A 24,683-nucleotide genomic window follows, 5' to 3' on the forward strand; every position below is an offset into this window, starting at 1 on the left:
TCCGCTTAGCCGTTGTTCCCGCCCGACGCGGCGTCGCTCGCGGCGGTTTCCGGCTGCGGCTTGTCGGCTTGCATCTTCACGAGGCGCACGCGATCCTCGCGGCGCACCTTCACCTGCTCGGACACGCGCTGGCGCTTGCTGTCCTTGCCCTTCTGCGCGGTCAGCGCGACTGCGGCGATGATCGCGACGAGCAGCACGAGCCCCGCGATTTCGAACGCGAAGATGTAGTCGGTGTAGATGACCTTGCCGATCAGCTTCGTGTTCGGCATGCCGGCGAGCGCGCCCGCGGCCATGTCGCGCACGGGCGAGGCCGTCGCGCCGTAGCCGCGCCAGAGGATCAGCGCCGTCTCGACGACGATGATCGCGCCGATCACGGTCGCCATCGGCACGAAGCGCTTGAAGTCTCGGCGCAACACGTCGACGTTGATGTCGAGCATCATCACGACGAAGAGGAACAGCACCATCACCGCGCCCACGTAGACGAGCACCAGCAGGATCGCGAGGAACTCGGCCTCGAGCAGCATCCAGATCGCGGCCGCGTTGAAGAACGCGAGCACGAGGAAGAGCGCAGACGCCACCGGGTTGCGCGAAGTGATCACCTTCAGCCCCGACACCACGAGGAGCAGCGAGAAGATGTAGAAGAGTACGGTCGTGAAGTCCATGATTACCGGTTCATCATTAGGCCATTGTCAGGCGCGGTTGGCTGGCACCGCCGGGCGTGCCGCGGCTTCGCCGCAGCTTGCCGGCCCGCTCCCGGGCCGGCGCATCGGATTAGCGATACCGCGCATCGGCGGCCTTCGCGGCCGCGATCTCCTTCTCGTAGCGATCACCCACCGCGAGCAGCATTTCCTTCGTGAAGTACAGATCGCCGCGCTTCTCGCCGTGGTATTCGAGGATCTGCGTCTCGACGATCGAATCGACTGGGCAGCTCTCCTCGCAGAAACCGCAGAAGATGCACTTCGTCAGGTCGATGTCGTAGCGCGTCGTGCGGCGGGTGTTGTCCGCGCGCGTCTCCGATTCGATCGTGATCGCCATGGCCGGGCACACCGCTTCGCACAGCTTGCACGCGATGCACCGCTCCTCGCCGTTCTCGTAGCGGCGCAGCGCGTGCAGCCCGCGAAAGCGCGGCGAAATCGGCGTCTTCTCCTCGGGGAACTGCACGGTGAACTTGCGCTTGAACGTGTAGCGCCCCGTCAGCGCGAGCCCCTTCAGCAGCTCGGTCAGGAAGAAGGTCTTAAAAAAATGTTGGATTGCCGTCATGATTTCGTCCGCCCCTTATTTCCAGATATTCAGCGGCGACATCATCCAGAAACCGACCACGATCACCCAGATCACGCAGACCGGCAGGAATACCTTCCAGCCGAGGCGCATGATCTGGTCGTAGCGGTAGCGCGGGAACGTCGCACGGGCCCAAATGAACACCGACAGCAGCGCGAAGACTTTCAGCACCAGCCAGAAGATGCCCGGAATGAACGACAGGAATTCGAACGGCGCATCCCAGCCGCCGAGGAACAGCGTCGCCGCAAGCGCCGAGATCACGATCATGTTGATGTACTCGGCGAGGAAGAACAGCGCGAACGCCATCCCCGAGTAGTCGATCATGTGACCCGCGACGATTTCCGACTCGCCTTCCACCACGTCGAACGGGTGGCGGTTCGTCTCGGCGATGCCCGAGATGAAATAGATGACGAAGACGGGCAGCAGCGGCAGCCAGTTCCACGACAGGAAGTTGACGCCGTGGCCCGCGAAGAAGCCGTGTTGCTGCGAGCCGACGATCTCCGACAGGTTCAGGCTGCCCGCCGTCATCAGCACGAGCACGAGCGCGAAGCCCATCGAGATTTCGTACGACACCATCTGCGCGGCCGCGCGCATCGCGCCGAGGAACGCGTACTTCGAGTTCGACGCCCAGCCGGCGAGAATCACCGCGTAGACGCCGATCGACGAGATCGCCATCGCGTACAGCAGCCCCGCGTTGACGTTCGCGAGCACCGCGCCCGCCTGGAACGGGATCACCGCCCACACGGCGAACGCCGGCACGACCGTCATGACGGGCGCGATCAGATACAGCCAGCGGCTCGCGGCCGTCGGATGAATCACTTCCTTCAGCAGCAGCTTCAGCACGTCGGCGATCGGCTGCAAGAGGCCCGCAGGGCCGACGCGGTTCGGACCGAGACGCACGTGCATCCAGCCGATCAGCTTGCGCTCCCACAGAATCAGGTACGCGACGCTCAGCAGGATCGCGACGGCGACGACGAGGATGCGCACGAGCGCCCACACCGTCGGCCATGCGACGCCGAGAAGCTGGGCTCCGCCCGAGTTGATCGTATCGAACAAGCTCATTTACGCCTTCTCCACCACCAGTTCACCGGACAGGCTGCCGAGCGCTGCGCCGGCAGGCGTGGCCGCCGACACGCGAACGACGGCTTCCGCAAGATTCTCGTCGCGCACGGCCGGCAACTGCACCGTGCGATCGCCCTGGCGCACGCGCACCGCGTCGCCGTTCTTCAGACCGAGCTTGTCGAACAGCGCGGCGGGCAGGCCCACCTTGTGCGCCGTCTTCGCGGCGGCCGTCAGGTGCAGCGCGCCCGCGCGGCGCGACAGCGCGTCGGCATGATAGATCGGCACGTCGGCGAGGCGCTCGAGGCCCCCGTTGGCCGCCTTCGCGGCCGCGCGCGCCGGCGCCGCCGCGGTCTTGTTCGACAGGCGCGGCGCGATCTCGCCGTCGCCGAGCGCGGCGAGGCGCACTTCTTCCGACGTCTCGTATTCGAAGTTCGGCAGGCCGAGCAGGCTACCGAGCACGCGCAGCACCTTCCACGCGGGGCGCGTGTCGCCGAGCGGACGCACGACGCCGTTGAACGACTGCGCGCGGCCTTCCGCGTTCACGTACGTGCCGGCCGTCTCGGTGAACGGCGCGATCGGCAGCAGCACGTCCGCGTAATCGAGGCCGTACTTGAACGGCGACAGCACGACGACCGTCTCCGCCTGCTTCAGCGCGGCGATCGCCTGCGCCGGATCGGCGGTGTCGAATTCGGGTTCGACGTTCAGGAGCACGTAGCCCTTGCGCGGCTGCGCGAACGCGTCGCGCGCGTTCAGGCCGTTCGCGCCCGGCAGCGCGCCGACGAGGTGCGCGCCGACCGTGTTCGCCGCTTCCGTCAGGAAGCCGAGCGTCGCGCCCGTGTTGTCCGCGATCCACTGCGCGATCGCGTGGATCTGCGCGAATTGCGGATGCTGGACCGCGCTGTTGCCAAGCAGCACGACGCGGCGCTCGCCGTTGACGAGCGATTGCGCGACCGCTTGCGCCGCGGCCGACGCGTCGACGCCCGCGAGCGCGTCCGGCAGCGCGACGCCGCGCGCCTGCGCGACGGCGGCCGCGATGCCCGCAAGCGTGTCGAGCCATGCCGACGGCGCGGCGACGATGCGTTGCGCGGTGGGGATCAGCGCGTCGTCGCCCGTCGCGTGCAGCAGGTGCAGCTTCGCGCCGCTCTTCGCCGCCTGGCGCAGACGCGCCGCGAAGAGCGGATGATCGCGACGCAGGAACGAGCCGACGACGAGCGCGGCATCGACATCCGACAGATCGGCGATCGGCATGCCGAGCCACGGCGCGCCTTGCGCGGCCGCGGAGAAATCGGTCTGACGCAGACGGAAGTCGACGTTCGGCGTCTTCAGCTCGTGCGCGAGCTGCTTGAGCAGGAACAGTTCCTCGACCGTGCTGTGCGGGCTCGCGAGCGTGGCGAGCGCGGACGCGCCGTGGTCGTCGCTGATGCCCTTCAGGCCGCGCGCGACGTATTCGAGCGCGGTCTGCCAGTCGACTTCGCGCCACTCGCCGCCCTGCTTGATCATCGGCTTGGTCAGGCGCTCGTCGCTGTTCAGGCTTTCGTACGAGAAGCGGTCCTTGTCCGAGATCCAGCACTCGTTGACGGCTTCGTTCTCGAACGGCAGCACGCGCATCACGCGGTTGTTCTTCACTTGCACGACGAGGTTCGCGCCGACGGAATCGTGCGGGCTCACCGATTTGCGGCGCGACAGCTCCCACGTGCGGGCACTGTAGCGGAACGGCTTGCTCGTCAGCGCGCCGACCGGGCACAGGTCGATCATGTTGCCCGACAGCTCGGAGTCGACCGTCTTGCCGACGAACGTCGTGATTTCCGAATGCTCGCCGCGGCCCAGCATGCCGAACTCCATCACGCCGGCGATTTCCTGGCCGAAGCGCACGCAGCGCGTGCAATGGATGCAGCGCGACATCTCTTCCATCGAGATGAGCGGGCCGACGTCCTTGTGGAACACGACGCGCTTTTCTTCCGCATAACGCGACGTCGACTTGCCGTAGCCGACCGCGAGATCCTGCAGCTGGCATTCGCCGCCCTGATCGCAGATCGGGCAGTCGAGCGGATGGTTGATGAGCAGGAACTCCATCACCGACTGCTGCGCCTTCACGGCCTTGTCGGATTGCGTATGGACGATCATGCCGGCCGAGACGGGCGTCGCGCACGCGGGCACGGCCTTCGGCATCTTCTCGACTTCGACGAGACACATCCGGCAGTTGGCCGCAACCGACAGCTTCTTGTGATAGCAGAAGTGAGGAATGTACGTGTCCGCCTTGTGCGCAGCCTGGATCACCATGCTGCCTTCGGGCACCTCGACCTTCTTGCCGTCTATTTCAAGTTCAACCATGATGGTGAATGGTCCTTAACCTATTACCGCTCGCCCGCGTCCGCTCGACCGGGCGCTCGAATTCTGCAATCGGGTTGCGCCGTCAGGCCGCGGCCGCGTGCGCGTGGCCGCCGACCATGCAGCGCTTATGCTCGACGTGGTACGCGAACTCGTCCCAGTAGTGCTTGAGCATCCCGCGCACCGGCATCGCCGCCGCGTCGCCGAGCGCGCAGATCGTGCGGCCCATGATGTTCTCCGCGACCGAGTTCAGCAGATCCAGGTCTTCCTGGCGGCCTTCGCCGTGCTCGATGCGGTTCACGACGCGGTACAGCCAGCCCGTGCCTTCGCGGCACGGCGTGCACTGGCCGCACGACTCTTCGTAATAGAAGTACGACAGGCGCAGGAGCGAACGCACCATGCAGCGCGTCTCGTCCATCACGATCACCGCGCCGGAGCCGAGCATCGAGCCCGCCTTCGCGATCGAGTCGTAGTCCAGATCGGTCTGCATCATGATGTCGCCCGGAATCACCGGCGCCGACGAGCCGCCCGGAATCACCGCCTTGATCTTCTTGCCGCCGCGCATGCCGCCCGCGAGCTCCATCAGCGTCGCGAACGGCGTGCCGAGCGGCACTTCATAGTTGCCCGGACGCTCGACGTCGCCCGATACCGAGAAGATCTTCGTGCCGCCGTTGTTCGGCTTGCCCATCTCGAGATAATTCTGCGGACCGACTGCGAGCAGGAACGGCACCGCGGCGAACGTCTCGGTGTTGTTGATCGTGGTCGGCTTGCCATAGACGCCGAAGCTCGCCGGGAACGGCGGCTTGAAGCGCGGCTGGCCCTTCTTGCCTTCGAGCGATTCGAGGAGCGCGGTTTCCTCGCCGCAGATGTACGCGCCGTAACCATGGTGCGCGTGCAGCTGGAACGAGAAATCCGAGCCCATGATCTTCTCGCCGAGGAAGCCCGCGCGGCGCGCTTCCTCGAGCGCCGCTTCGAAGCGCCGATACACTTCGAAGATCTCGCCGTGGATGTAGTTGTAGCCGACGGTGATGCCCATCGCGTATGCGCCGATGGCCATGCCTTCGATCAGCGCGTGCGGATTCCAGCGCAGGATGTCGCGATCCTTGAACGTGCCCGGCTCGCCTTCGTCCGAATTGCAGACGAGATACTTCTGGCCCGGGAACTGACGCGGCATGAAGCTCCACTTCAGGCCGGTCGGGAAACCCGCGCCGCCGCGGCCGCGCAGCCCCGACGCCTTCACGTCGGCAATCACCTGCTCGGGCGGAATCTTTTCTTCGAGGATGCGGCGCAGCTGCTTGTAGCCGCCGCGCGCGACGTAGTCTTCGAGATGCCAGTTCTCGCCGTCGAGGCCGGCGAGGATCAGCGGTTTGATGTGACGATCGTGGAGGGACGTCATTTCGAGAGCTCCTCAAGCAGCTGGTCGATCTTCTCGCGGCTCATGAAGCTGCACATTTTGTGGTTGTTGAGCAGCAGCACCGGCGCATCGCCGCACGCGCCGAAGCACTCGCCTTCCTTCAGCGTGAACTTGCCGTCGGGCGTCGTCTCGCCGAAATCGATGCCGAGCTTCTGCTTCAGATAGTCGGCCGTCGCTTCGGCGCCGCCGTGCGGCCCGAGCTGGCACGGCAGGTTCGTGCAGAGCGTGATCTTGTGCTTGCCGACGGGCGCGAGCTCGTACATCGTGTAGAACGTCGCGACTTCCTGGACCGCAATGGCCGGCATGCCGAGATAGTCCGCGACGAACTGCATCAGTTCGGACGACAGCCAGCCATGCTCTTCCTGAGCGACGGCCAACGCCGACATCACAGCGGACTGTTTCTGATCGGCGGGGTACTTCGCGATCGCTCGATCGATTTCTTTCAGGCCTTCAGCTGAGATCATTTTCAGACACGACTCTTTCAATTCCTACCGCACGAACAACCTGCCGCATGACCGATGCGGCAGACCTGGCGCTCACTGTTGACAGCTTGTTGCGACGGCGAGCCCGAGGCGCGCGCCGCGTGTGACTCGCCGCGCGCGGCCCGGCCGGGCCCGCGAGCGGCGCGACCGTCAGCGGTCGACTTCGCCGAACACGATGTCCTGCGTACCGATGATCGTGACGGCGTCGGCGATCATGTGCCCGCGCGCCATTTCGTCGAGCGCGGACAGATGGGCGTAGCCCGGTGCACGGATCTTGAGGCGATACGGCTTGTTTGCGCCGTCCGACACGAGATAGATGCCGAACTCGCCCTTCGGGTGCTCGACGGCCGCATACGTCTCGCCTTCGGGCACGTGAAAACCTTCCGTGAAGAGCTTGAAATGGTGGATCAGATCCTCCATGTTCGTCTTCATGCCGACACGCGACGGCGGCGCGATCTTGTGATTGTCGGTGATCACTGGACCGGGATTCTTACGAAGCCACTCAATACACTGTTTCGCGATACGCGTCGACTGGCGCATTTCCTCGACACGCACGAGATAACGGTCGTAGCAATCGCCGTTCACGCCGACCGGGATATCGAAGTCGAGGCGGTCGTACACTTCATACGGCTGCTTCTTGCGCAGATCCCATGCAATGCCGGAGCCGCGGATCATCGGACCCGTCAGGCCGAGCTGCAGCGCACGTTCCGGCGTCACGACGCCGATGCCGACGAGACGCTGCTTCCAGATCCGGTTGTCGGTCAGGAGCGTTTCGTATTCGTCGACGCACTTCGGGAAGCGCGTGAAGAAGTCGTCGATGAAGTCGAGCACCGAGCCCTGGCGCGCTTCGTTCATCCTCGCGAGCGCCTTCTCGTTGCGGATCTTCGACGCCTTGTACTGCGGCATCGCGTCCGGCAGATCGCGATAGACGCCGCCCGGGCGATAGTACGCGGCGTGCATGCGCGCGCCGGACACGGCCTCGTACACGTCCATCAGATCTTCGCGCTCGCGGAACGCATAGAGGAATACCGCCATCGCGCCCACGTCGAGCGCGTGCGCGCCGATCCACATCAGGTGGTTCAGCACGCGCGTGATTTCGTCGAACAGCACGCGAATGTACTGCGCGCGCTCCGGCACGTCGATGCCGAGCAGCTTCTCGATCGCGAGCACGTAGCCGTGTTCGTTCACCATCATCGACACGTAGTCGAGACGATCCATGTACGGCACGGACTGGATGAACGTCTTGTTTTCGGCAAGCTTCTCGGTCGCCCGATGCAACAGGCCGATGTGCGGATCGGCGCGCTGGATCACTTCGCCGTCGAGCTCAAGCACGAGGCGCAGCACGCCGTGCGCCGCCGGGTGTTGCGGACCGAAGTTGAGCGTGTAGTTCTTGATTTCAGCCATGACGCCCTCTCAATGTTTCAGACCGCCATAGCGATCCTCGCGGATCACGCGCGGTGTGATTTCGCGCGGCTCGATCGTCACCGGCTGGTACACGACGCGCTTCTCTTCCGGGTCGTAACGCATTTCGACGTAGCCGGAAACCGGGAAATCCTTGCGGAACGGGTGACCGATGAAGCCGTAGTCGGTGAGGATGCGGCGCAAGTCCGGGTGGCCTTCGAACACGATGCCGTAGAGGTCGAACGCTTCGCGCTCGTACCAGTTCGCCGAACTCCAGACATCGACGACCGACGACACGATCGGCAGATCGTCGTCGGGCGCGAACACGCGCACGCGCAGGCGCCAGTTGTTCGCGACCGACAGCAGGTGCAGGACGGCGGCAAAACGCAGCCCTTCGTAGGCCCCGTCGCCGTAGGTTTGATAGTCGACGCCGCAGAGGTCGATCAGTTGCTCGAAGCCGAGCGAGCGATCGTCGCGCAGTTGCTTCGCGACTTCGAAATAATCGTTCGCCTTCACGACGAGCGTGAGCTCGCCAACCGCTTCTACGAGGCTCACCACGCGCGCGCCGAGCGCGGCTTCGAGGTTCGCCTTGAGGGTCTCGATTTTGCTTGCCATGTTGTGGGGTGCTCGATGCTTTATTGACGGGCGATGGTGCTCGTGCGGCGGATCTTCGCCTGCAGCTGGATCACACCGTAGACGAGCGCCTCGGCGGTCGGCGGACAGCCCGGCACGTAGACGTCGACGGGCACGATCCGATCGCAGCCGCGCACCACCGAATACGAGTAGTGGTAGTAGCCGCCGCCGTTCGCGCACGACCCCATCGAGATCACCCAGCGCGGCTCGGCCATCTGGTCGTAGACGCGACGCAGCGCGGGCGCCATCTTGTTGCAGAGCGTACCCGCGACGATCATCACGTCGGATTGACGCGGGCTCGGACGAAACACGACGCCGAACCGGTCGAGGTCGTAGCGGGCGGCGCCCGCATGCATCATTTCCACTGCGCAGCACGCGAGCCCGAACGTCATCGGCCACAGCGAGCCGGTACGCGTCCAGTTGATCAGCTTGTCAGCCGTCGTGGTGACAAACCCTTCCTTCAAGACCCCTTCGATACTCATTTGCTTTCCACTCCAGACAGGCGGCGACGCGTGGCCGCCCATGCAAACCGGCGATTAGCCCGTCACTCCCAGTCGAGGCCGCCCTTCTTCCAGATATAGGCAAAGCCGAGCAGGAATTCGAGCAGGAAAATCATCATTGCGATGAAACCGGGCCAGCCGATCTCGCGCAGGGCAACGCCCCACGGAAACAGGAACGCGGTTTCGAGATCGAAGATGATGAACAGAATCGCAACGAGGTAGTAGCGCACGTCGAACTTCATGCGCGCGTCCTCGAACGCCTCGAAGCCGCACTCGTAGGGCGCGTTCTTCTCGCTGTCGGGCTTGTTGGGACCGAGGATCTTGCCGATGCTGACCAGCGCTATACCTAAACCAGTGCCCACCAGGAGGAACAACAAGACGGGGTAATAGGCTGCGAGGTTCAAGGCTATCCTCTATTGGTTGGTTCCGAGCGTTCCGGAGAATAACACCGTTCCGGGGAAAGGATCATTTCGGACTACCGGAGAACCCAAGCCGAGCGCAAGGGTAGCCCAGAAATGAAAAATGCCAGCCACACGAAGCGGCTGGCATTGAGTAACTTTGGTGCCGACGGCGAGACTCGAACTCGCACAGCTTTCGCCACTACCCCCTCAAGATAGCGTGTCTACCAATTTCACCACGTCGGCACTGCATGCAACCCGGGAAGAACTTTGTATCCCGCGAATCGCTTCAAGATTTAAATTCTAACCCGCTTCCTCAAATTGTTCAACGCACAAGCGCGAATTTTTTGAATTTATTTCGGCACGTCCTGACCAGGCGCGGACGCGGCCGACACGGCGGCCGGCGCGGATGCCGCGGGCGCCTGCGATGCCGCAACCGACGACGCCGCGGGCGCGGGAGCCGCACCGAGCACACCGACCGACGGCGCCGACTTGTACGAGCCGAGGTACGTCAGCGCGAGCGTCGCGACGAAGAAGATCGTCGCCAGAACGGCCGTCGTGCGCGACAGGAAGTTCGCCGAGCCCGTCGCACCGAAGAGACTGCCCGACGCCCCGCTGCCGAACGCGGCACCCATATCCGCGCCCTTGCCATGCTGCAGCAGCACGAGGCCGATCACGCCGAGCGCGGACAGCAGTTGGACCACGATAATCAAGACTTTCAAGTACGGCATATACATTCACCTGTTTGGTTTCAAGCAATCGGCGCACCCGCCGGCCGCCCCGCTATTCTTCGCGCGCCCGCGTCGTGCGAACGCTTACTGCGCTGCCTGGCAGATCGCCAGAAAATCGCCGCTCTTCAACGACGCGCCGCCGATCAGGCCGCCGTCGATATCGGGCTGGCCGAACAGTTCGACCGCGTTGTCGGCCTTCACGCTACCGCCGTACAGCAGCGACACGTGCGCCGCCCCCTTCGCCGCGAGCCGTGCGCGCAGGAACGCGTGCACCTGCTGCGCCTGCTCGGCCGTCGCGCTCTTGCCCGTGCCGATCGCCCAGACGGGCTCGTACGCGACGACGATGCGCGCCGCCTCGTCCGAGGACAGCGCCGCGAGCACCGCGTCGAGTTGCGCGCCGACGACCGGCTCGGTCGCGCCCGCCTCGCGCTCGGCGAGCGTCTCGCCGACGCACACGACGGGCGTCAGACCCGCAGCGAGCGCGCGCTGCGTCTTCGCCGCGACGGTCTCGTTCGATTCACCGTGATACGCACGGCGCTCCGAGTGCCCGACGATCGCGTAAGCCGCACCGAACTCCGCCACCATGCCTGCCGCGACTTCGCCGGTGTAGGCGCCCTGCTCGTGCGCGGACACGTCCTGCGCACCCCACGCGACGCGGCCGCCCTGAAGCTGCGCCCGCGCTTGCGCGAGGTACGGGAACGGCACGCACACGCCGATGCCGACGTTATCGCCCACCGCTTGCGCGCCCTGCGCGACTTCGTTCAGCAACGCCTGGTTGCCGCTCAGGCGACCGTGCATCTTCCAGTTGCCGATCACCCGCTTGATTCTTTGTTTCGACATCGTTTGTCTCGTCGTGGACGCACCGAAGCCGGGCGTCGTGTTCATCTGGCGAAGCGAACTCGCGATTTTACTGCGGCGCTCGAGAACCGGTCAAACGACCGATGTCAAGCGTTCGCACCCCAATCGAGCACGATCTTGCCGACGTGCTCGCTGCTCTCCATCAGCGCATGCGCGTCCGCGGCCTGCGCGGCCGGCAGCGCTCGATAGACGACGGGCTTCACGCGCCCGTCCTCGATGAGCGGCCACACATGCGCCTTCAGCTGCGCGGCGATGCGCGCCTTGAATTCGACGGGCCTCGGCCGCAGCGTCGAGCCCGTGATCGTCAAACGCCGCCGCAGGATCTCGGCGAGGTTGATCTCCGACTTCGCCCCGCCGAGGAGCGCGATCACGACGAGCCGGCCGCCGTCGGCAAGCGCCGTCAGCTCGCGCGGCACGTACGCGCCCGCGACCATGTCGAGGATCACGTCGACGCCCCGATCGTGCGTGAGCGACTTCACGACCTCGACGAAATCCTCGGTCTTGTAGTTGATCGCGCGCTCCGCGCCGAGCTTCTCGCATGCGCGGCACTTGTCGTCGGTGCCCGCCGTCGCGAACACGCGAAAACCGCGCGCATGCGCGATCTGGATCGCCGTCACGCCGATGCCGCTCGAGCCGCCCTGCACGAGAAGCGTCTCCTGCGCGCCGCCTTCGCCCGCACCCAGTTGCGCGCGATCGAACACGTTGCTCCACACGGTGAAGAACGTTTCCGGCAACGAGGCGGCCTCGACGTCGGTCAATCCGCTCGGCACCGGCAGGCACTGCGCGAGCGGCGCGGCCACGTATTGCGCGTAGCCGCCGCCCGCGAGCAGCGCGCAAACGCGGTCGCCGAGCTTCAGGCCGAACGGGTTCGCCGCGGGGTCGGAAAGATCGCCGCCGACGATCTCGCCGGCGACCTCGAGGCCCGGCAGATCCGATGCGCCGGGAGGCGGCGCATAAGCGCCCTTTCTCTGGAACACGTCCGGACGGTTGACGCCGGACGCCGCCACCTTGATCAGCACCTCGCCGCGCCTCGGCTCCGGCTGCGGCCGCTCCGTCAGCTTCAGCACGTCGGGCGCGCCGAATTCGGTGATTTCGATCGCTTTCATGCACGTCGCTCCAAGATCGTGACGGGTTTGCGCACGCGATGCGCGCTCCGCAAACCGGTCCATCCTATGAAAAACGGCCGGCGCGCCTTCGCGCTGCCGGCCGTTGCGTCGCCGCTTACTGCTGCGGCGGCGTGTCCGTCTGAGCCGCCGCCTCGTTCAGCAGCGCCTTGGCCGACAGACGCACGCGACCCTTTTCGTCTGTCTGGATCACCTTGACCTTCACCTGCTGGCCTTCCTTCAGGTAGTCGTTGATGTCCTTCACGCGCTCGTTGACGATCTCCGAGATGTGCAGCAGACCGTCCTTGCCCGGCAGCAGGTTCACGATCGCGCCGAAATCGAGCAGCTTCAGCACGGTGCCTTCGTACACCTGACCGACTTCGATCTCGGCCGTGATGTTCTCGATGCGCTTCTTCGCTTCGGCCATGCCTTCGCTGTTCGTGCTCGCGATCGTCACGACGCCGTCATCCGAGATGTCGATCGTCGTGCCGGTCTCTTCGGTCAGCGCGCGGATCACCGAGCCGCCCTTGCCGATCACGTCGCGGATCTTTTCCGGGTTGATCTTGATCGTGATCATGCGCGGCGCGAATTCCGACAGCTGCGTGTTCGCTCCGGCGACCGCTTCCTTCATCTTGCCGAGGATGTGCATGCGGCCTTCCTTCGCCTGCGCGAGCGCGACCTGCATGATTTCCTTCGTGATGCCCTGGATCTTGATGTCCATCTGCAGCGCGGTCACGCCGTCGGCCGTGCCGGCCACCTTGAAGTCCATGTCGCCGAGGTGATCTTCGTCGCCGAGGATGTCGGTGAGCACCGCGAACTTGTTGCCTTCGAGGATCAGGCCCATCGCGATGCCCGCGACGTGCGCCTTCATCGGCACGCCGGCGTCCATCAGCGCGAGGCAGCCGCCGCACACCGACGCCATCGACGACGAACCGTTCGATTCGGTGATTTCCGACACGACGCGGATCGAGTAGCCGAATTCGTCGGCGCTCGGCAGACACGCGACGAGCGCGCGCTTCGCGAGGCGGCCGTGGCCGATTTCGCGGCGCTTCGGCGAGCCGACGCGGCCCGTTTCGCCGGTCGCGAACGGGGGCATGTTGTAGTGGAGCATGAAGCGCTCGCGGTACTCGCCTTCGAGCGCGTCGATGATCTGCTCGTCACCCTTCGTGCCGAGCGTAGCGACGACGAGCGCCTGCGTCTCGCCGCGCGTGAACAGCGCCGAGCCGTGCGTGCGCGGCAGCACGCCCGTGCGGATCTCGATCGGGCGCACAGTGCGCGTGTCGCGGCCGTCGATGCGCGGCTCGCCGCTCAGGATCTGGCCGCGAACGATCTTCGCCTCGAGGTCGAACAGGATGTTGCCGACCGTTGCCTTGTCGGCCGCGACCGTGCCGGCCGCCGTCGCTTCTTCTTCCAGCTTCGCCGACGTCGCTGCGTACACTTCCTTCAGCTTCGTCGAACGCGCCTGCTTGTCGCGGATCTGGTAAGCGGCGAGCAGTTCCGGCTGGGCGAGCTCGGTCACGCGTGCGTTGAGCGCCTCGTCCTTCGGCACCGGCTGCCAGTCCCACTCGGCCTTGCCGCCTTCGCGCACGAGCTCGTGGATCGCGTCGATCGCGGTTTGCATCTGTTCGTGGCCGAACACGACCGCGCCGAGCATCACGTCTTCAGGCAGTTGCTCCGCTTCCGATTCGACCATCAGCACCGCACGCTCCGTGCCCGCCACGACGAGGTCGAGGCGCGACGCCTTGATCTGCTCGCGCGTCGGGTTCAGCACGTATTCGTTGTTCACGTATGCGACGCGCGCGGCGCCGACCGGGCCGTTGAACGGCAGGCCGGACACGGCGAGCGCGGCCGATGCGCCGATCAGCGCCGGGATGTCGGCCGGGATTTCCGGGTTCACCGACAGCACGTGAATCACGACCTGCACTTCGTTATAGAAGCCTTCCGGGAAGAGCGGGCGCAGCGGACGGTCGATGAGGCGCGAGGTCAGCGTTTCGTGCTCCGAAGGACGGCCTTCGCGGCGGAAGAAGCCGCCCGGGATCTTGCCTGCCGAGTAGGTCTTCTCGATGTAGTCGACGGTGAGCGGGAAGAAATCCTGGCCCGGCTTCGCCGACTTCGCGCCGACGACGGTCGCGAGGACGACGGTGTCCTCGATATCGACGAGCACGGCGCCGCTAGCCTGGCGCGCGATCTCGCCGGTTTCGAGGCGCACCTTGTGCTGGCCCCATTGGAATTCCTTCACGACTTTGTTGAACAGAGACATGGTCGCTCCTTTCGTTCGTTATCGGACGCCGTGCGCGGACAAAGCCGGCACGGCGGCAGCGCGACCGGGCCACATGGGAAGAGGTGTGTTTTTTATGCCATTCCAGCGCCGTGCTCGCCGCCCGGCGTCGAGCGGGACGCGAACAGCGCGCTGGAATGACACAAAGCTCAACCCTTGTGCGCCTGGCCGGTTGTGGGCTTCGACAGCCCGGCGGCAAGCATCGTGCATGCCGCGAAAAAACAAAATGCCTGTATCAGCAGACTGACACAGGCATCTTGCTGAGGCGAGCAACGCCCCGATTACTTACGCAGACCCAGCTTCTCGATCAGCGCGCGGTAACGGTCGGCATCCTTGCCCTTGAGGTAGTCGAGCAGCTTGCGACGGCGGCTCACCATGCGCAGCAGGCCGCGGCGGCTGTGGTGATCCTTCGCGTGGGTCTTGAAGTGACCCGTCAGTTCCGTGATGCGCGCCGTCAACAGCGCGACCTGCACTTCGGGCGAGCCCGTATCGTTGGTGCCGCGCGCGAACTGAGCAACGACTTCCGACTTCTTGATATCAGCAACAGACATTTGATTTCCTTTCGACTGAACAGGCGGACACGGAAGAAAGGCCGTGCCGTGATTTACAACCGGCGCAAATTGTAGCACAGGTCGCTCGGCCGGCGAAGCCCGCCTTTCACGGGCGTTTCATACGGCAAGCGGCGGACGCCGCGCCCCGCGTGGGCGGCAGCTCGAGCACCGTCCGGAAGCCGTAGCCCGAGCCCGCGTTGTCGAAACGCACGCCCGGCGCGCCGACGCGGTCCATTTCGATCACATAAAGGGGTTGAATCAATTGATGATCGGCCGCGCGCATCTGCGCCGGATGGAATCCGTCGTCGTACCGCATTCCCTCGAGCGCCTTCGCGACGGCGACCGGATCGGCCGAGCCCGCGCGCGTCATCGCCGCGGCCAGCATCTCGATCATCTCGCTCATCCGCCGCACCGGATAGTCGTCCCGCGGCGCCGGGAAACGCGCGCGGAACGCCCGGTAGAACGCGTCGGACTGCGCGCCGCCCGCATTCGGGTGCCAATCGGCCACGGCGAGCACGCGCTTCACGCCCGCGTCGCCGAGCGCGGCCGGCGCATCGAGGCTGTTGCCGTAGAACGTGTAGAACTTCGTCGCGAGCCCCTGCTCGCGCGCCGCGCGCACGAGCAGCGTCAGATCGTTGCCCCAGTTGCCCGTGACGACCGCGTCCGCGCCGCTCGCACGAATCTTCGCGACGTACGGCGAAAAATCCTTCACGCGCCCGATCGGATGAAACTCGTCGCCGACGATCGCGATGTCCGGACGCCGCGCGCTCAACGCGGCACGCGCGAGCGCGCTGACGTCGCGCCCGAAACTGTAGTCCTGATTCAGCAGATAAACCTTCCCCACCGCGCGGTCGCGCGCGAGCACGTCGGCAAGCGCATCCATTCGCATACCGGCATGCGCGTCGAAGCGGAAGTGCCAGAAGCTGCAATCGCGCCCCGTCAGCGCGGGATCGTCAGCCGAATAGTTGAGGAACAGCGCGCGATGCCCGGGATCGCGGACGTTGTGCTTATCGAGCGCGGCGACGAGCGCCGCCGCGACGGCCGAGCCGTTGCCCTGCGCGACGAAACCGATCCCCTTGTCGGTCGCGGCGCGCAGTTGGACGAGCGCTTCCTCGACGCCGCCCTTGCTGTCCAGCACGACGAGTTCGAGCGGATGGACGCCGTCGCGCAGCCGCACGCCGCCTTGCGCGTTGACGCGTTCGACGCCGAAGCGCAGATTGCGCTCGACCGCCGCGCCCGCGTTCGCGAACGGTCCCGACACCCCCTCGACGAGCGCGATCCGGATCGGCTCGCCCGTCGCGCCGGCCGACGCGGGCAACGGCATCGCCAATGAAAGCGCCGCCGAGGCGGCGGCGGCAAAACGCATCCAATAGGAAGACATTGCGTGATTTCCTGCGCAGTCGGTTCGTCGAGCGCTGGATCATAGGCGAGCGCCCGGCGGGCCGGCAAGCCGCACGAGCGCACGACGCGAGGAATGCCGGCGGACATCGACCGTCCGAACGGTCGGCTGGACAACGCCTCGGCCGCGGCCCGCCGCGCCCGCCCTCGGCTCCGGAGGCCGCCCGAAACCGCGGCATCGCTTTCGCCGCGCCGTTCCGCCGCGGATGCCGGGCCGCGCAAACTTTTCCGGGCCGGTACGCGCACGCGGTGGCCCGCCGTGATAAAACGTCGCCATCCCCGCCTCATGGAGAAACGTATGCTCGCTCGTCTCCCGGTTCTGTTCGCTTGCGCGGCGGCGCTTCTCGCCGGCTGCGCGCAGCCGTGGCAGCAGTTTCGCGCCGGAGAGGATTCGTCGGCGATCGTCGCTCGGATGGGGCCGCCGCGCGAAGTCTACGATCTGCCGAACGGCGGCAAACGCCTGATGTGGCCGACCCAGCCGATGGGCGAGGTCACGACGGCCGCCGACATCGACGCTCACGGCAGGATCGTCAACGTTCGGCAGGTGCTGCAACCGCTCGAGTTCTACCGCGCCGAGATCGGCAAGTGGACCAAGACCGACGTGCTCGTGAACTTCGGCCGTCCGGTCGAGACGTCGTACTTTCCGCTGATGAAGCGCGAAGTCTGGACCTATCGCTACCTCGAAGACAACGTCTGGTACATGCTCTACAGCTTCTACTTCGACGACAACGGCATCCTGCGCCTCACGCAGAAGACGCCCGATCCGCTGCACGATCCCGACCGCCGCTCGCTGTTCTGATCCCCCGCCGCCGGCCGCCCGGCCGGCGCCCCCCTTTCGGGAAGTCATTTAATGCACGCGGGCTCTTAAATGACTTTTTTATCATTTTCAGATTAGCTTTTTAAAATTTTTGTCATCTTTCATGACGCGGCAATATCGTGGTTATCGCGTCGATGAAATCAAAATCCCAAAAATCCCCTGCCGCCCCATCCCCGCTGGACGGGCGTCTCACGCCCATTTCGGTGCGACATGCACTCTTTCCAGCCGTTTGCTTTTCACGGTTGGTGCAATCGCCCTATCCCTGAAAATAAATTGCAACAGAATATTTCAAATTGAACTTCCGATTACAAGTTCCCCCTAATATCACACACAACAACCTTTCAATTTAGAAAGCCAATGGTTCCGCGCCGATGCATGTTTGCGTCGCCGCTACCGCACGCATAAGAAGGAATCCTCAATGAATCGCCCGAAAAGCATGCTCGTCGCCAATATCGCCTGGGCCAGCGAGACGTCCGAGCGCTCGCCCGACTTCTTCGACACGCTGTCGCGCGGCCAGAATCCGCGCGTGCTGTGGATCGGCTGCGCCGACAGCCGCGTGCCGGCCGAAACCATCACGCAGAGCGCGCCAGGCGAACTATTCGTTCACCGAAACATCGCGAACATCTTCCAGCCCGACGACGACAACTGCGCGAGCGTGCTCGAGTACGCGGTCAAGGTGCTGAAGGTCGATCACGTGATCGTCTGCGGGCACTACGGCTGCGGCGGCGTGCGCGCGTCGCTGCTGCCGCCGTCGCACGAGCTGCCGCACGTGAACCGCCGGATCGCGCCGCTGTGCGCGCTCGCCGGCCGCCATCGCGCGGAGCTCGACGGCGTGCCGCCCGACCAGGCCGCCGACCGGCTCGCCGAGCTCAACGTGCTCGAGCAGGTCCGCCTGCTGCGCAGCTCGCCGATCATCCGCGACGCCGATCCCGCCCCGCTCGTGCACGGCTGGATCTTCTCGCTCGCCGACGGGCGTCTCAAGGAACTCGCGTCCGGCTACGCGGCCGCCGAACCGGCGCCGCAAGCCGAACGCGCAGAAGCGGCGGCCGCCTGATAGGCCCGCACCGCCGCACGCACTCAAGCCTCAACCCGTTTTTCTCCGTTCACTATGAAGAATCTACGCGCTTACTTTTCCACGTTTCCGCGCGACTTCGTGGCCGGCACCGTCGTGTTCCTCGTCGCGCTGCCGCTCTGTCTCGGAATCGCCAACGCATCCGGCGTCGAGCCGTTCGCGGGCCTCGTGTCCGGCATCGTCGGCGGCCTCATCGTCGCCGTGCTGAGCGGCTCGCCGCTATCCGTCAGCGGCCCCGCCGCGGGCCTCGTCGTGATCGTCGTCGACGGCATCGCGCAGCTTGGCAGCTTCCAGGCGTTCCTGCTCGCCGTGCTGCTGTCAGGCGTGATCCAGTTCGGCTTCGGTCTCCTGAAGGCCGGCCGGTTCGCCGCATACGTGCCGTCGCCCGTGATCAAAGGCATGCTCGCCGCCATCGGCATCCTGCTCATCGTCAAGCAGATGCCGTTCGCGCTCGGCCTGTCGGGCGACGGCGACTCACCGGGCCACGCGGTGCTCGCGTCGAGCGCGATCGCGTTCGCGTCGCTCGCGCTCCTCGCCGTGTGGGAGACCCGCGCGATGCGCCGCTTCGCGTTCGTGCGCCTCGTGCCCGCGCCGCTCGCCGTCGTGATCCTCGGCATCGGCGCCACGGTTCTGCTCGGCTTCGTCTCGCCGAATTTCGCGCCGCCCGCCGAGCACCGGGTCGCGCTGCCCGAGCTCGCTTCGTTCGCCGCGCTCGGCAATGCGCTGAAGACCGTCGACCTCGGCCCGAACTTCGCGTACCTGCTGAGCCCGGACGTGTGGCGCATCGCGATCACGATTGCCGTCGTCGCAAGCCTCGAGACGCTGCTCAGCCTCGAAGCGGTCGAGCAGATCGATCCGAAACGCCGGCCGTCGCAGCCGAATCGCGAGCTGAAGGCGCAAGGCATCGGCAACCTCGTCGCGGGCGCGATCGGCGGCCTGCCGATCACGTCGGTGATCGTGCGCAGCTCGGTCAACGTGAATGCAGGCGCGCAAAGCCGGATGTCCGCGATCGTGCACGGCATGATGCTCGTCGTCAGCGTGTTCGCGCTCACCGGGCTGCTGAACCTGATCCCGCTCGCGAGCCTCGCGGCGATCCTGATCCACACGGGCTTCAAGCTCGCGAAGCCGGCGCTCTTCACGTCGGTCGCGAAGCAGGGCCCGGGTGCATTCCTGCCCTTCGCGGTGACGATCGCAGGCGTGCTCGCGATCGACCTCCTCGCCGGCATCGCGCTCGGCCTCGCGTGCTGCGTGCTGGCCGTCGCGTGCGCGAATCTGCGCAGCCCGGCGACGCTCGCGCAGCACGACGACCACTATCTGCTGTCGTTCCGCAAGGACGTGTCGTTCCTCGGCAAGGTGCAGATCAAGCAATATCTCGCGCAGATTCCGGATCGCGCGGTCGTCATCATCGACGCGACCCGCGCCGACTACATCGACCACGACGTGCGCGAGATGATCGACGCGTTCGTCGCGGAAGCGCCGCTGCGCGAGATCACGGTCGATTACCGGCGCCAGGTTCAGCACGCGCGCGGCGGCGGCTTGCGCTCGTTCTTCCGCAGCCCGACGACGCAGTAAGCGCCTGGGCCGGCCGGCATGCGCCGGCCCGTCGCGCAGTAAAAAAAACGCCCCGCGAGGCCATCGGCCCGCGGGGCGTCGTTCGTTCGCGGCACGGCGGCGATGCCGCCGCGCTCGCGTATCGCGCGTCACGCGCGCTGCGGATTCAGCTTGTCGACGTTCGAATACAGCTTGTTGAGCGCGGCGATGTACGCCTTCGCCGACGCCGCGACGATGTCCGGATCGGTGCCGACGCCGTTGACGATCCGCCCGCTCTTCGACAGGCGCACCGTCACTTCGCCCTGCGCCTGCGTGCCCGTCGTGATCGCGTTGACCGAATACAGCAGCAGCTCGGCGCCGCTGCCGACTTCGGTCTCGATCGCGTTGAACGTCGCGTCGACGGGACCGTTGCCGCTCGCCTCGCCCGCCACTTCGTCGCCGTCGACCGCGAACACGACCTTCGCCTGCGGCCGCTCGCCCGTCTCCGAGCGCTGCGCGAGCGACACGAACTTGTAGTGCTCGTGCTCGTGCGCGAGCGCCGATTCCTCCTCGGTGACGATCGCGATGATGTCCTCGTCGAAGATCTCGGCCTTGCGGTCGGCGAGATCCTTGAAGCGGGCGAACGCGGCGTTCAACTCGGTTTCGCTGTCGAGCGACACGCCGAGCTCCTGCAGGCGCTGCTTGAACGCGTTGCGGCCCGACAGCTTGCCGAGCACGATCTTGTTCGCGGTCCAGCCGACGTCTTCCGCACGCATGATCTCGTACGTGTCGCGCGCCTTCAGCACGCCGTCCTGGTGGATGCCCGACGCGTGCGCGAACGCGTTCGCGCCGACGACCGCCTTGTTCGGTTGCACGACGAAACCGGTGATCTGCGACACGAGCTTCGACGCCGGCACGATCTGCGTCGTGTCGATGCCGAGCTCGAGACCGAAATAGTCCTTGCGGGTCTTCACGGCCATCACGATTTCCTCGAGCGACGTGTTGCCCGCGCGCTCGCCGAGGCCGTTGATCGTGCATTCGACCTGGCGCGCGCCGCCGATCTTCACGCCGGCGAGCGAGTTCGCGACCGCCATCCCCAGATCGTTGTGGCAGTGCACCGAGAAGATCGCCTTGTCCGAGTTCGGGATGCGCTCGCGCAGCGTCTTCACGAGGTTGCCGTACAGCTCCGGCACGCCGTAGCCGACCGTATCCGCGATGTTGATCGTCGTCGCGCCCTCGGCGATCACCGCTTCGAGCACGCGGCAGAGGAAATCCATGTCGGAGCGGCTGCCGTCTTCCGGCGAGAACTCGATGTTGTCGGTGAACTTGCGCGCGAAGCGCACCGCGAGACGCGCCTGCTCGTACACCTGGTCGGGCGTCATCCGCAGCTTCTTCTCCATGTGCAGCGGCGACGTCGCGATGAACGTGTGAATCCGGAAGCTGTCCGCAGGTTTGAGCGCGTCGGCCGCGCGCTGGATGTCCTTGTCGTTCGCGCGCGCGAGTGAGCAGATCGTGCTGTCCTTCACTTGCGACGCGATCGCTTGGATCGCGTCGAAATCGCCGTTCGAGCTGGCCGCGAAGCCGGCTTCGATCACGTCGACCTTCATGCGCTCGAGCTGCTTCGCGATGCGGATTTTCTCTTCCTTCGTCATCGACGCACCGGGCGATTGCTCGCCGTCGCGCAGCGTCGTGTCGAAAATGATCAGCTTGTCTGTCATGGGGACTCCAGGTGTCGAATGGGGAAACACACGTGATGAAGCTCGCGCCGCCACCGCAGGCGACGCTAGACAGCAGACGAAGCTCGACGGAGGGCGAAAACGGTCAGCGCGGCAGGCGCGCTAGCGCTAGCGCGCGTAGCGGCGCACCGGCTAGAAGAAGGGAGAGGCGGGAAAATGCGGTCATGGCGTCGAATATAGCGGCATTCCCGGCCGCGCGCAATCGGCGGCTTTCCGAGGGCCGGAACACCGCGCCGCGCGCCGCCCGGGCAAGACTCGCGCAACAAAACGGCGGCCCCGCGGGCCGCCGTCTCGGGTGCGCTTCCGGCAGGAACCGGGCGCGAACCGGGCTCATTCCGGCGCGCAAGCGCGCGTCAGTGCTCCCGCTGCGACGAGCGCGCCGGATTGGCGCGGCCGCGCACGGCCATATAGGCCCAGAACACGTAGCCGGACAATCCGTACAGCACGAACAGGCCGAACAGCATCAGCGGCGGATCGGACGACACGAGCACGAACGCGACGACGACGAGCAGGATCGCCGCGAACGGCACCCGGTGCCTCACGTCGAGCGCCTTGCCGCTGTAGAACGGCGCGTTCGACACCATCGTCACGCCCGCGTAGACCGTCAGCGCGAACGCGACCCACGGCAGCCAGCCGAGCTTCATCGGCACGCGGTTGTCGGTCGCGAGCCACACGAAGCCCGCGATCAGCGCCGCGGCGGCCGGGCTCGGCAGCCCCTGGAAGAAGCGCTTGTCGACGACGCCGATGTTCGTGTTGAAGCGCGCGAGGCGCAGCGCGGCGCCCGAGCAGTAGACGAACGCGGCGAGCCAGCCCCAGCGGCCCAGATCCTTCAGCACCCACTCGTACATCACGAGCGCGGGCGCGACGCCGAACGACACCATGTCGGACAGGCTGTCGAACTGCTCGCCGAACGCGCTCTGCGTGTGCGTCATGCGCGCGACGCGGCCGTCCATCCCGTCGAGCACCATCGCGGCGAAGATCGCGATCGCCGCGGTTTCGAAGCGCACGTTCATCGCCTGCACGACGGCGAAGAAGCCGCAGAAGAGCGCGGCCGTCGTGAACGCGTTCGGCAGCAGATAGATGCCGCGCGTCCTCAGGAACTGCTGGCGCGCGGCGCGCCGGCTCTCGACGGGCGCGACGTCCTGCGCGACCGATTTGTTGTGACGAAACGACCTCGGCCACGGAGCGTTGCCGTTGCGCGGCCGGCGCGGTTTGAATGCGGCCATCGATACGCCTTCCCGATTACTGTTGTTCGGGCAGTTCGGCGAGGATCGTCGACGATGCGGACACCTTCTCGCCGATCGACACGCGCGCGCGGCTGCCCTTCGGCAGATACACGTCGACGCGCGAGCCGAAGCGGATGAAGCCGTAGCGCTGGCCGCGCGTCACGGGCTCGCCCGCGCGCACGTAGCAGAGAATCCGGCGGGCGACGAGGCCCGCGATCTGCACGGCCGTCACGGTGTGGCCCGCCCCCGTCTGGATCACGACCGCGTTGCGCTCGTTCTCGGCCGACGCCTTGTCGAGCGCGGCGTTCAGAAACGCGCCCGGGAAATATTCGACCTTCTGCACCGCGCCGTCGACGGGCGAGCGCTGCGAATGGACATTGAACACGTTCATGAACACGCTGATCTTCAGCGCTTCGCGATTCGCATACGGATCGTGCGCCGTCTCGACCGCGACGATGCGGCCGTCGGCCGGGCACAGCACCGCGTTCGCCTGCGTCGGAATCGGCCGCGGCGGATCGCGGAAGAACTGGACCACGAAGACGAGCAGCAGCCAGAACGGCCAAGCGAGGCCGAACCCGCCAACGGCGTGGATCAACAGCGCGACGACGGCCGCGATCGCGATGAACGGCCAGCCTTCGCGCGCGATGATCGGATGAGGATAGTTCATGGTTCGTTCTTCGATGAATTGCAAAGCCCGTAGGATAGCAAAAGCCGCCCTCGGCTCCGGTGCCTTCGGGCGGCTTTTTGACGTCGGCCCCCGATTCGGGGCGCCGGATGGGTCGCGCAGCTTAGTTCTTCGACTGGTCGACCAGCTTGTTCTTCGCGATCCACGGCATCATCGCGCGCAGCTTCGCGCCGACCTGCTCGATCTGGTGCTCGGCCGTCAGGCGGCGGCGCGACTGCAGCGTCGGCGCGCCCGCCTTGTTCTCGAGGATGAAGCTCTTCGCGTATTCGCCCGTCTGGATGTCGGTCAGGCACTGCTTCATCGCCTTCTTCGTCTCTTCCGTGACGACGCGCGGGCCCGTCACGTACTCGCCGTATTCGGCGTTGTTCGAGATCGAGTAGTTCATGTTCGCGATGCCGCCTTCGTAGATCAGGTCGACGATCAGCTTCAGCTCGTGCAGGCACTCGAAGTACGCCATTTCCGGCGCGTAGCCCGCTTCGACGAGCGTCTCGAAACCCGCCTTGATCAGCTCGACGGTGCCGCCGCACAGCACGGCCTGCTCGCCGAACAGGTCGGTTTCCGTCTCTTCGCGGAAGTTGGTTTCGATGATGCCGGCGCGGCCGCCGCCGTTCGCCGCCGCGTACGACAGCGCGATGTCGCGCGCCGCGCCCGACTTGTCCTGCGCGACCGCGATCAGGTGCGGCACGCCGCCGCCCTGCGCGTACGTGCCGCGCACCGTGTGGCCCGGCGCCTTCGGCGCGACCATGATCACGTCGAGATCCGCGCGCGGGATCACCTGGCCATAGTGGACGTTGAAGCCGTGCGCGAACGCGAGCGCCGCGCCTTGCTTGACGTTCGCATGCACTTCCTGCGCGTAGACGGCGGCGATCTGCTCGTCCGGCAGCAGCATCATCACGACGTCGGCGCCCTTCACGGCTTCGGCGACTTCCTTGACCGTGAGGCCGGCGTTCTCGGCCTTGCTCCACGACGCGCCGCCCTTGCGCAGGCCGACCGTCACGTTCACGCCGCTGTCCTTCAGGTTCAGCGCGTGCGCATGGCCTTGCGAGCCGTAACCGATGATCGTCACCTGCTTGCCCTTGATGAGGGAGAGGTCGGCGTCCTTGTCGTAGAAAACTTTCATGATTGTTCCTTCGCTGATTCAGTGAAATTCGTGAGTGAAGCCGGGCTCTGACGGCGCACCCGGCTCGTTCGGCGCGGCGGCG

Annotated in this window: 23 protein-coding genes and 1 tRNA gene; 3 read left to right on the plus strand and 21 right to left on the minus strand. The window is 65.8% G+C overall.

The window, feature by feature from the left end; genetic code table 11:
• Positions 1-5 precede the first annotated feature (5 nt).
• The 17 genes from WS78_RS13400 to WS78_RS13485 form a co-directional block, all read right to left on the minus strand.
• Positions 6-662, minus strand: a complete 657-nt coding sequence (locus tag WS78_RS13400) for an NADH-quinone oxidoreductase subunit J (protein ID WP_038747247.1) — start codon at positions 660-662, stop codon at positions 6-8.
• A gap of 109 nt (positions 663-771) precedes the next feature.
• Positions 772-1,260 (minus strand): NADH-quinone oxidoreductase subunit NuoI, encoded by a 489-nt coding sequence (nuoI, locus tag WS78_RS13405; RefSeq protein WP_038747248.1) that lies wholly within the window; start codon positions 1,258-1,260, stop codon positions 772-774.
• 15 nt (positions 1,261-1,275) lie between these two features.
• Positions 1,276-2,340, minus strand: coding sequence for an NADH-quinone oxidoreductase subunit NuoH (gene nuoH / locus WS78_RS13410; RefSeq protein WP_038747250.1), 1,065 nt, complete (start codon positions 2,338-2,340; stop codon positions 1,276-1,278).
• Positions 2,341-4,671, minus strand: coding sequence for an NADH-quinone oxidoreductase subunit NuoG (gene nuoG / locus WS78_RS13415; RefSeq protein ID WP_038747253.1), 2,331 nt, complete (start codon positions 4,669-4,671; stop codon positions 2,341-2,343).
• An 82-nt stretch (positions 4,672-4,753) separates the two neighbouring features.
• Positions 4,754-6,064 (minus strand): NADH-quinone oxidoreductase subunit NuoF, encoded by a 1,311-nt coding sequence (gene nuoF, locus WS78_RS13420; RefSeq protein ID WP_038747256.1) that lies wholly within the window; start codon positions 6,062-6,064, stop codon positions 4,754-4,756.
• On the minus strand, positions 6,061-6,546 hold the full coding sequence (gene nuoE / locus WS78_RS13425) for an NADH-quinone oxidoreductase subunit NuoE (protein ID WP_038747259.1): 486 nt from the start codon (positions 6,544-6,546) through the stop codon (positions 6,061-6,063). The genes nuoF and nuoE overlap by 4 nt, the downstream gene beginning before the upstream one ends.
• A gap of 168 nt (positions 6,547-6,714) precedes the next feature.
• Positions 6,715-7,968, minus strand: a complete 1,254-nt coding sequence (locus tag WS78_RS13430; RefSeq protein ID WP_038747262.1) for an NADH-quinone oxidoreductase subunit D — start codon at positions 7,966-7,968, stop codon at positions 6,715-6,717.
• Between the two features lie 9 nt (positions 7,969-7,977).
• Positions 7,978-8,580, minus strand: a complete 603-nt coding sequence (locus WS78_RS13435; RefSeq protein ID WP_038747263.1) for an NADH-quinone oxidoreductase subunit C — start codon at positions 8,578-8,580, stop codon at positions 7,978-7,980.
• Between the two features lie 20 nt (positions 8,581-8,600).
• Positions 8,601-9,080 (minus strand): NuoB/complex I 20 kDa subunit family protein, encoded by a 480-nt coding sequence (locus WS78_RS13440; RefSeq protein ID WP_004186402.1) that lies wholly within the window; start codon positions 9,078-9,080, stop codon positions 8,601-8,603.
• A 62-nt stretch (positions 9,081-9,142) separates the two neighbouring features.
• Positions 9,143-9,502 (minus strand): NADH-quinone oxidoreductase subunit A, encoded by a 360-nt coding sequence (locus WS78_RS13445; RefSeq protein WP_004186624.1) that lies wholly within the window; start codon positions 9,500-9,502, stop codon positions 9,143-9,145.
• A 155-nt stretch (positions 9,503-9,657) separates the two neighbouring features.
• A tRNA-Leu gene (locus WS78_RS13450) sits at positions 9,658-9,742 on the minus strand.
• Between the two features lie 107 nt (positions 9,743-9,849).
• The gene (gene secG / locus WS78_RS13455) at positions 9,850-10,227 is read right to left on the minus strand and encodes a preprotein translocase subunit SecG (RefSeq protein WP_038747374.1); all 378 of its coding nucleotides are present in this window, start codon (positions 10,225-10,227) and stop codon (positions 9,850-9,852) included.
• A gap of 84 nt (positions 10,228-10,311) precedes the next feature.
• Positions 10,312-11,112 carry a triose-phosphate isomerase gene (gene tpiA, locus WS78_RS13460; protein ID WP_197419469.1) on the minus strand — a complete coding sequence of 267 codons (801 nt, stop codon included), beginning with the start codon at positions 11,110-11,112 and terminating at the stop codon, positions 10,312-10,314.
• A 59-nt stretch (positions 11,113-11,171) separates the two neighbouring features.
• Complete coding sequence (locus WS78_RS13465) at positions 11,172-12,191, minus strand: NAD(P)H-quinone oxidoreductase (protein ID WP_059574622.1); 1,020 nt, start codon at positions 12,189-12,191, stop codon at positions 11,172-11,174.
• 115 nt (positions 12,192-12,306) lie between these two features.
• The gene (gene pnp / locus WS78_RS13470; protein ID WP_038747269.1) at positions 12,307-14,448 is read right to left on the minus strand and encodes a polyribonucleotide nucleotidyltransferase; all 2,142 of its coding nucleotides are present in this window, start codon (positions 14,446-14,448) and stop codon (positions 12,307-12,309) included.
• A 299-nt stretch (positions 14,449-14,747) separates the two neighbouring features.
• Positions 14,748-15,017 (minus strand): 30S ribosomal protein S15, encoded by a 270-nt coding sequence (rpsO, locus tag WS78_RS13480; RefSeq protein WP_038747271.1) that lies wholly within the window; start codon positions 15,015-15,017, stop codon positions 14,748-14,750.
• A gap of 106 nt (positions 15,018-15,123) precedes the next feature.
• Complete coding sequence (locus tag WS78_RS13485) at positions 15,124-16,398, minus strand: branched-chain amino acid ABC transporter substrate-binding protein (RefSeq protein WP_059574624.1); 1,275 nt, start codon at positions 16,396-16,398, stop codon at positions 15,124-15,126.
• Positions 16,399-16,701: 303 nt separating this feature from the next.
• Here WS78_RS13485 and WS78_RS13495 point away from each other — a divergent pair, with 303 nt between their 5' ends.
• The 3 genes from WS78_RS13495 (at position 16,702) to WS78_RS13505 (ending at position 19,876) form a co-directional block, all read left to right on the plus strand.
• Positions 16,702-17,214 (plus strand): hypothetical protein, encoded by a 513-nt coding sequence (locus WS78_RS13495; RefSeq protein ID WP_038747277.1) that lies wholly within the window; start codon positions 16,702-16,704, stop codon positions 17,212-17,214.
• A gap of 436 nt (positions 17,215-17,650) precedes the next feature.
• Positions 17,651-18,286, plus strand: a complete 636-nt coding sequence (locus WS78_RS13500; RefSeq protein WP_038747279.1) for a carbonic anhydrase — start codon at positions 17,651-17,653, stop codon at positions 18,284-18,286.
• Positions 18,287-18,340: 54 nt separating this feature from the next.
• On the plus strand, positions 18,341-19,876 hold the full coding sequence (locus WS78_RS13505; protein ID WP_059574627.1) for a SulP family inorganic anion transporter: 1,536 nt from the start codon (positions 18,341-18,343) through the stop codon (positions 19,874-19,876).
• Positions 19,877-20,004: 128 nt separating this feature from the next.
• On the opposite strand, the gene WS78_RS13510 is transcribed toward WS78_RS13505, so the two are convergent.
• The 4 genes from WS78_RS13510 to ilvC form a co-directional block, all read right to left on the minus strand.
• Positions 20,005-21,552, minus strand: coding sequence for a 2-isopropylmalate synthase (locus tag WS78_RS13510; RefSeq protein WP_038747284.1), 1,548 nt, complete (start codon positions 21,550-21,552; stop codon positions 20,005-20,007).
• 371 nt (positions 21,553-21,923) lie between these two features.
• Positions 21,924-22,796 carry a CDP-diacylglycerol--serine O-phosphatidyltransferase gene (gene pssA, locus WS78_RS13520; RefSeq protein WP_038747289.1) on the minus strand — a complete coding sequence of 291 codons (873 nt, stop codon included), beginning with the start codon at positions 22,794-22,796 and terminating at the stop codon, positions 21,924-21,926.
• A gap of 16 nt (positions 22,797-22,812) precedes the next feature.
• The gene (locus WS78_RS13525) at positions 22,813-23,463 is read right to left on the minus strand and encodes a phosphatidylserine decarboxylase (RefSeq protein ID WP_038747292.1); all 651 of its coding nucleotides are present in this window, start codon (positions 23,461-23,463) and stop codon (positions 22,813-22,815) included.
• A 121-nt stretch (positions 23,464-23,584) separates the two neighbouring features.
• Positions 23,585-24,601 carry a ketol-acid reductoisomerase gene (gene ilvC, locus WS78_RS13530; RefSeq protein WP_038747295.1) on the minus strand — a complete coding sequence of 339 codons (1,017 nt, stop codon included), beginning with the start codon at positions 24,599-24,601 and terminating at the stop codon, positions 23,585-23,587.
• Positions 24,602-24,683 lie beyond the last annotated feature (82 nt).

This window comes from Burkholderia savannae (assembly GCF_001524445.2).
Taxonomy (GTDB): Bacteria; Pseudomonadota; Gammaproteobacteria; order Burkholderiales; family Burkholderiaceae; genus Burkholderia; species Burkholderia savannae.

Bases quoted from the DNA above. Each gene is read 5' to 3' on its own strand.
- WS78_RS13400 (WP_038747247.1), bottom strand. From the start codon at position 662: ATGGACTTCACGACCGTACTCTTCTACATCTTCTCGCTGCTCCTCGTG.
- nuoI (WP_038747248.1), bottom strand. From the start codon at position 1,260: ATGACGGCAATCCAACATTTTTTTAAGACCTTCTTCCTGACCGAGCTG.
- nuoH (WP_038747250.1), bottom strand. From the start codon at position 2,340: ATGAGCTTGTTCGATACGATCAACTCGGGCGGAGCCCAGCTTCTCGGC.
- nuoG (WP_038747253.1), bottom strand. From the start codon at position 4,671: ATGGTTGAACTTGAAATAGACGGCAAGAAGGTCGAGGTGCCCGAAGGC.
- nuoF (WP_038747256.1), bottom strand. From the start codon at position 6,064: ATGACGTCCCTCCACGATCGTCACATCAAACCGCTGATCCTCGCCGGC.
- nuoE (WP_038747259.1), bottom strand. From the start codon at position 6,546: ATGATCTCAGCTGAAGGCCTGAAAGAAATCGATCGAGCGATCGCGAAG.
- WS78_RS13430 (WP_038747262.1), bottom strand. From the start codon at position 7,968: ATGGCTGAAATCAAGAACTACACGCTCAACTTCGGTCCGCAACACCCG.
- WS78_RS13435 (WP_038747263.1), bottom strand. From the start codon at position 8,580: ATGGCAAGCAAAATCGAGACCCTCAAGGCGAACCTCGAAGCCGCGCTC.
- WS78_RS13440 (WP_004186402.1), bottom strand. From the start codon at position 9,080: ATGAGTATCGAAGGGGTCTTGAAGGAAGGGTTTGTCACCACGACGGCT.
- secG (WP_038747374.1), bottom strand. From the start codon at position 10,227: ATGCCGTACTTGAAAGTCTTGATTATCGTGGTCCAACTGCTGTCCGCG.
- tpiA (WP_197419469.1), bottom strand. From the start codon at position 11,112: ATGAACACGACGCCCGGCTTCGGTGCGTCCACGACGAGACAAACGATG.
- WS78_RS13465 (WP_059574622.1), bottom strand. From the start codon at position 12,191: ATGAAAGCGATCGAAATCACCGAATTCGGCGCGCCCGACGTGCTGAAG.
- pnp (WP_038747269.1), bottom strand. From the start codon at position 14,448: ATGTCTCTGTTCAACAAAGTCGTGAAGGAATTCCAATGGGGCCAGCAC.
- rpsO (WP_038747271.1), bottom strand. From the start codon at position 15,017: ATGTCTGTTGCTGATATCAAGAAGTCGGAAGTCGTTGCTCAGTTCGCG.
- WS78_RS13485 (WP_059574624.1), bottom strand. From the start codon at position 16,398: ATGTCTTCCTATTGGATGCGTTTTGCCGCCGCCGCCTCGGCGGCGCTT.
- WS78_RS13495 (WP_038747277.1), top strand. From the start codon at position 16,702: ATGGAGAAACGTATGCTCGCTCGTCTCCCGGTTCTGTTCGCTTGCGCG.
- WS78_RS13500 (WP_038747279.1), top strand. From the start codon at position 17,651: ATGAATCGCCCGAAAAGCATGCTCGTCGCCAATATCGCCTGGGCCAGC.
- WS78_RS13505 (WP_059574627.1), top strand. From the start codon at position 18,341: ATGAAGAATCTACGCGCTTACTTTTCCACGTTTCCGCGCGACTTCGTG.
- WS78_RS13510 (WP_038747284.1), bottom strand. From the start codon at position 21,552: ATGACAGACAAGCTGATCATTTTCGACACGACGCTGCGCGACGGCGAG.
- pssA (WP_038747289.1), bottom strand. From the start codon at position 22,796: ATGGCCGCATTCAAACCGCGCCGGCCGCGCAACGGCAACGCTCCGTGG.
- WS78_RS13525 (WP_038747292.1), bottom strand. From the start codon at position 23,463: ATGAACTATCCTCATCCGATCATCGCGCGCGAAGGCTGGCCGTTCATC.
- ilvC (WP_038747295.1), bottom strand. From the start codon at position 24,601: ATGAAAGTTTTCTACGACAAGGACGCCGACCTCTCCCTCATCAAGGGC.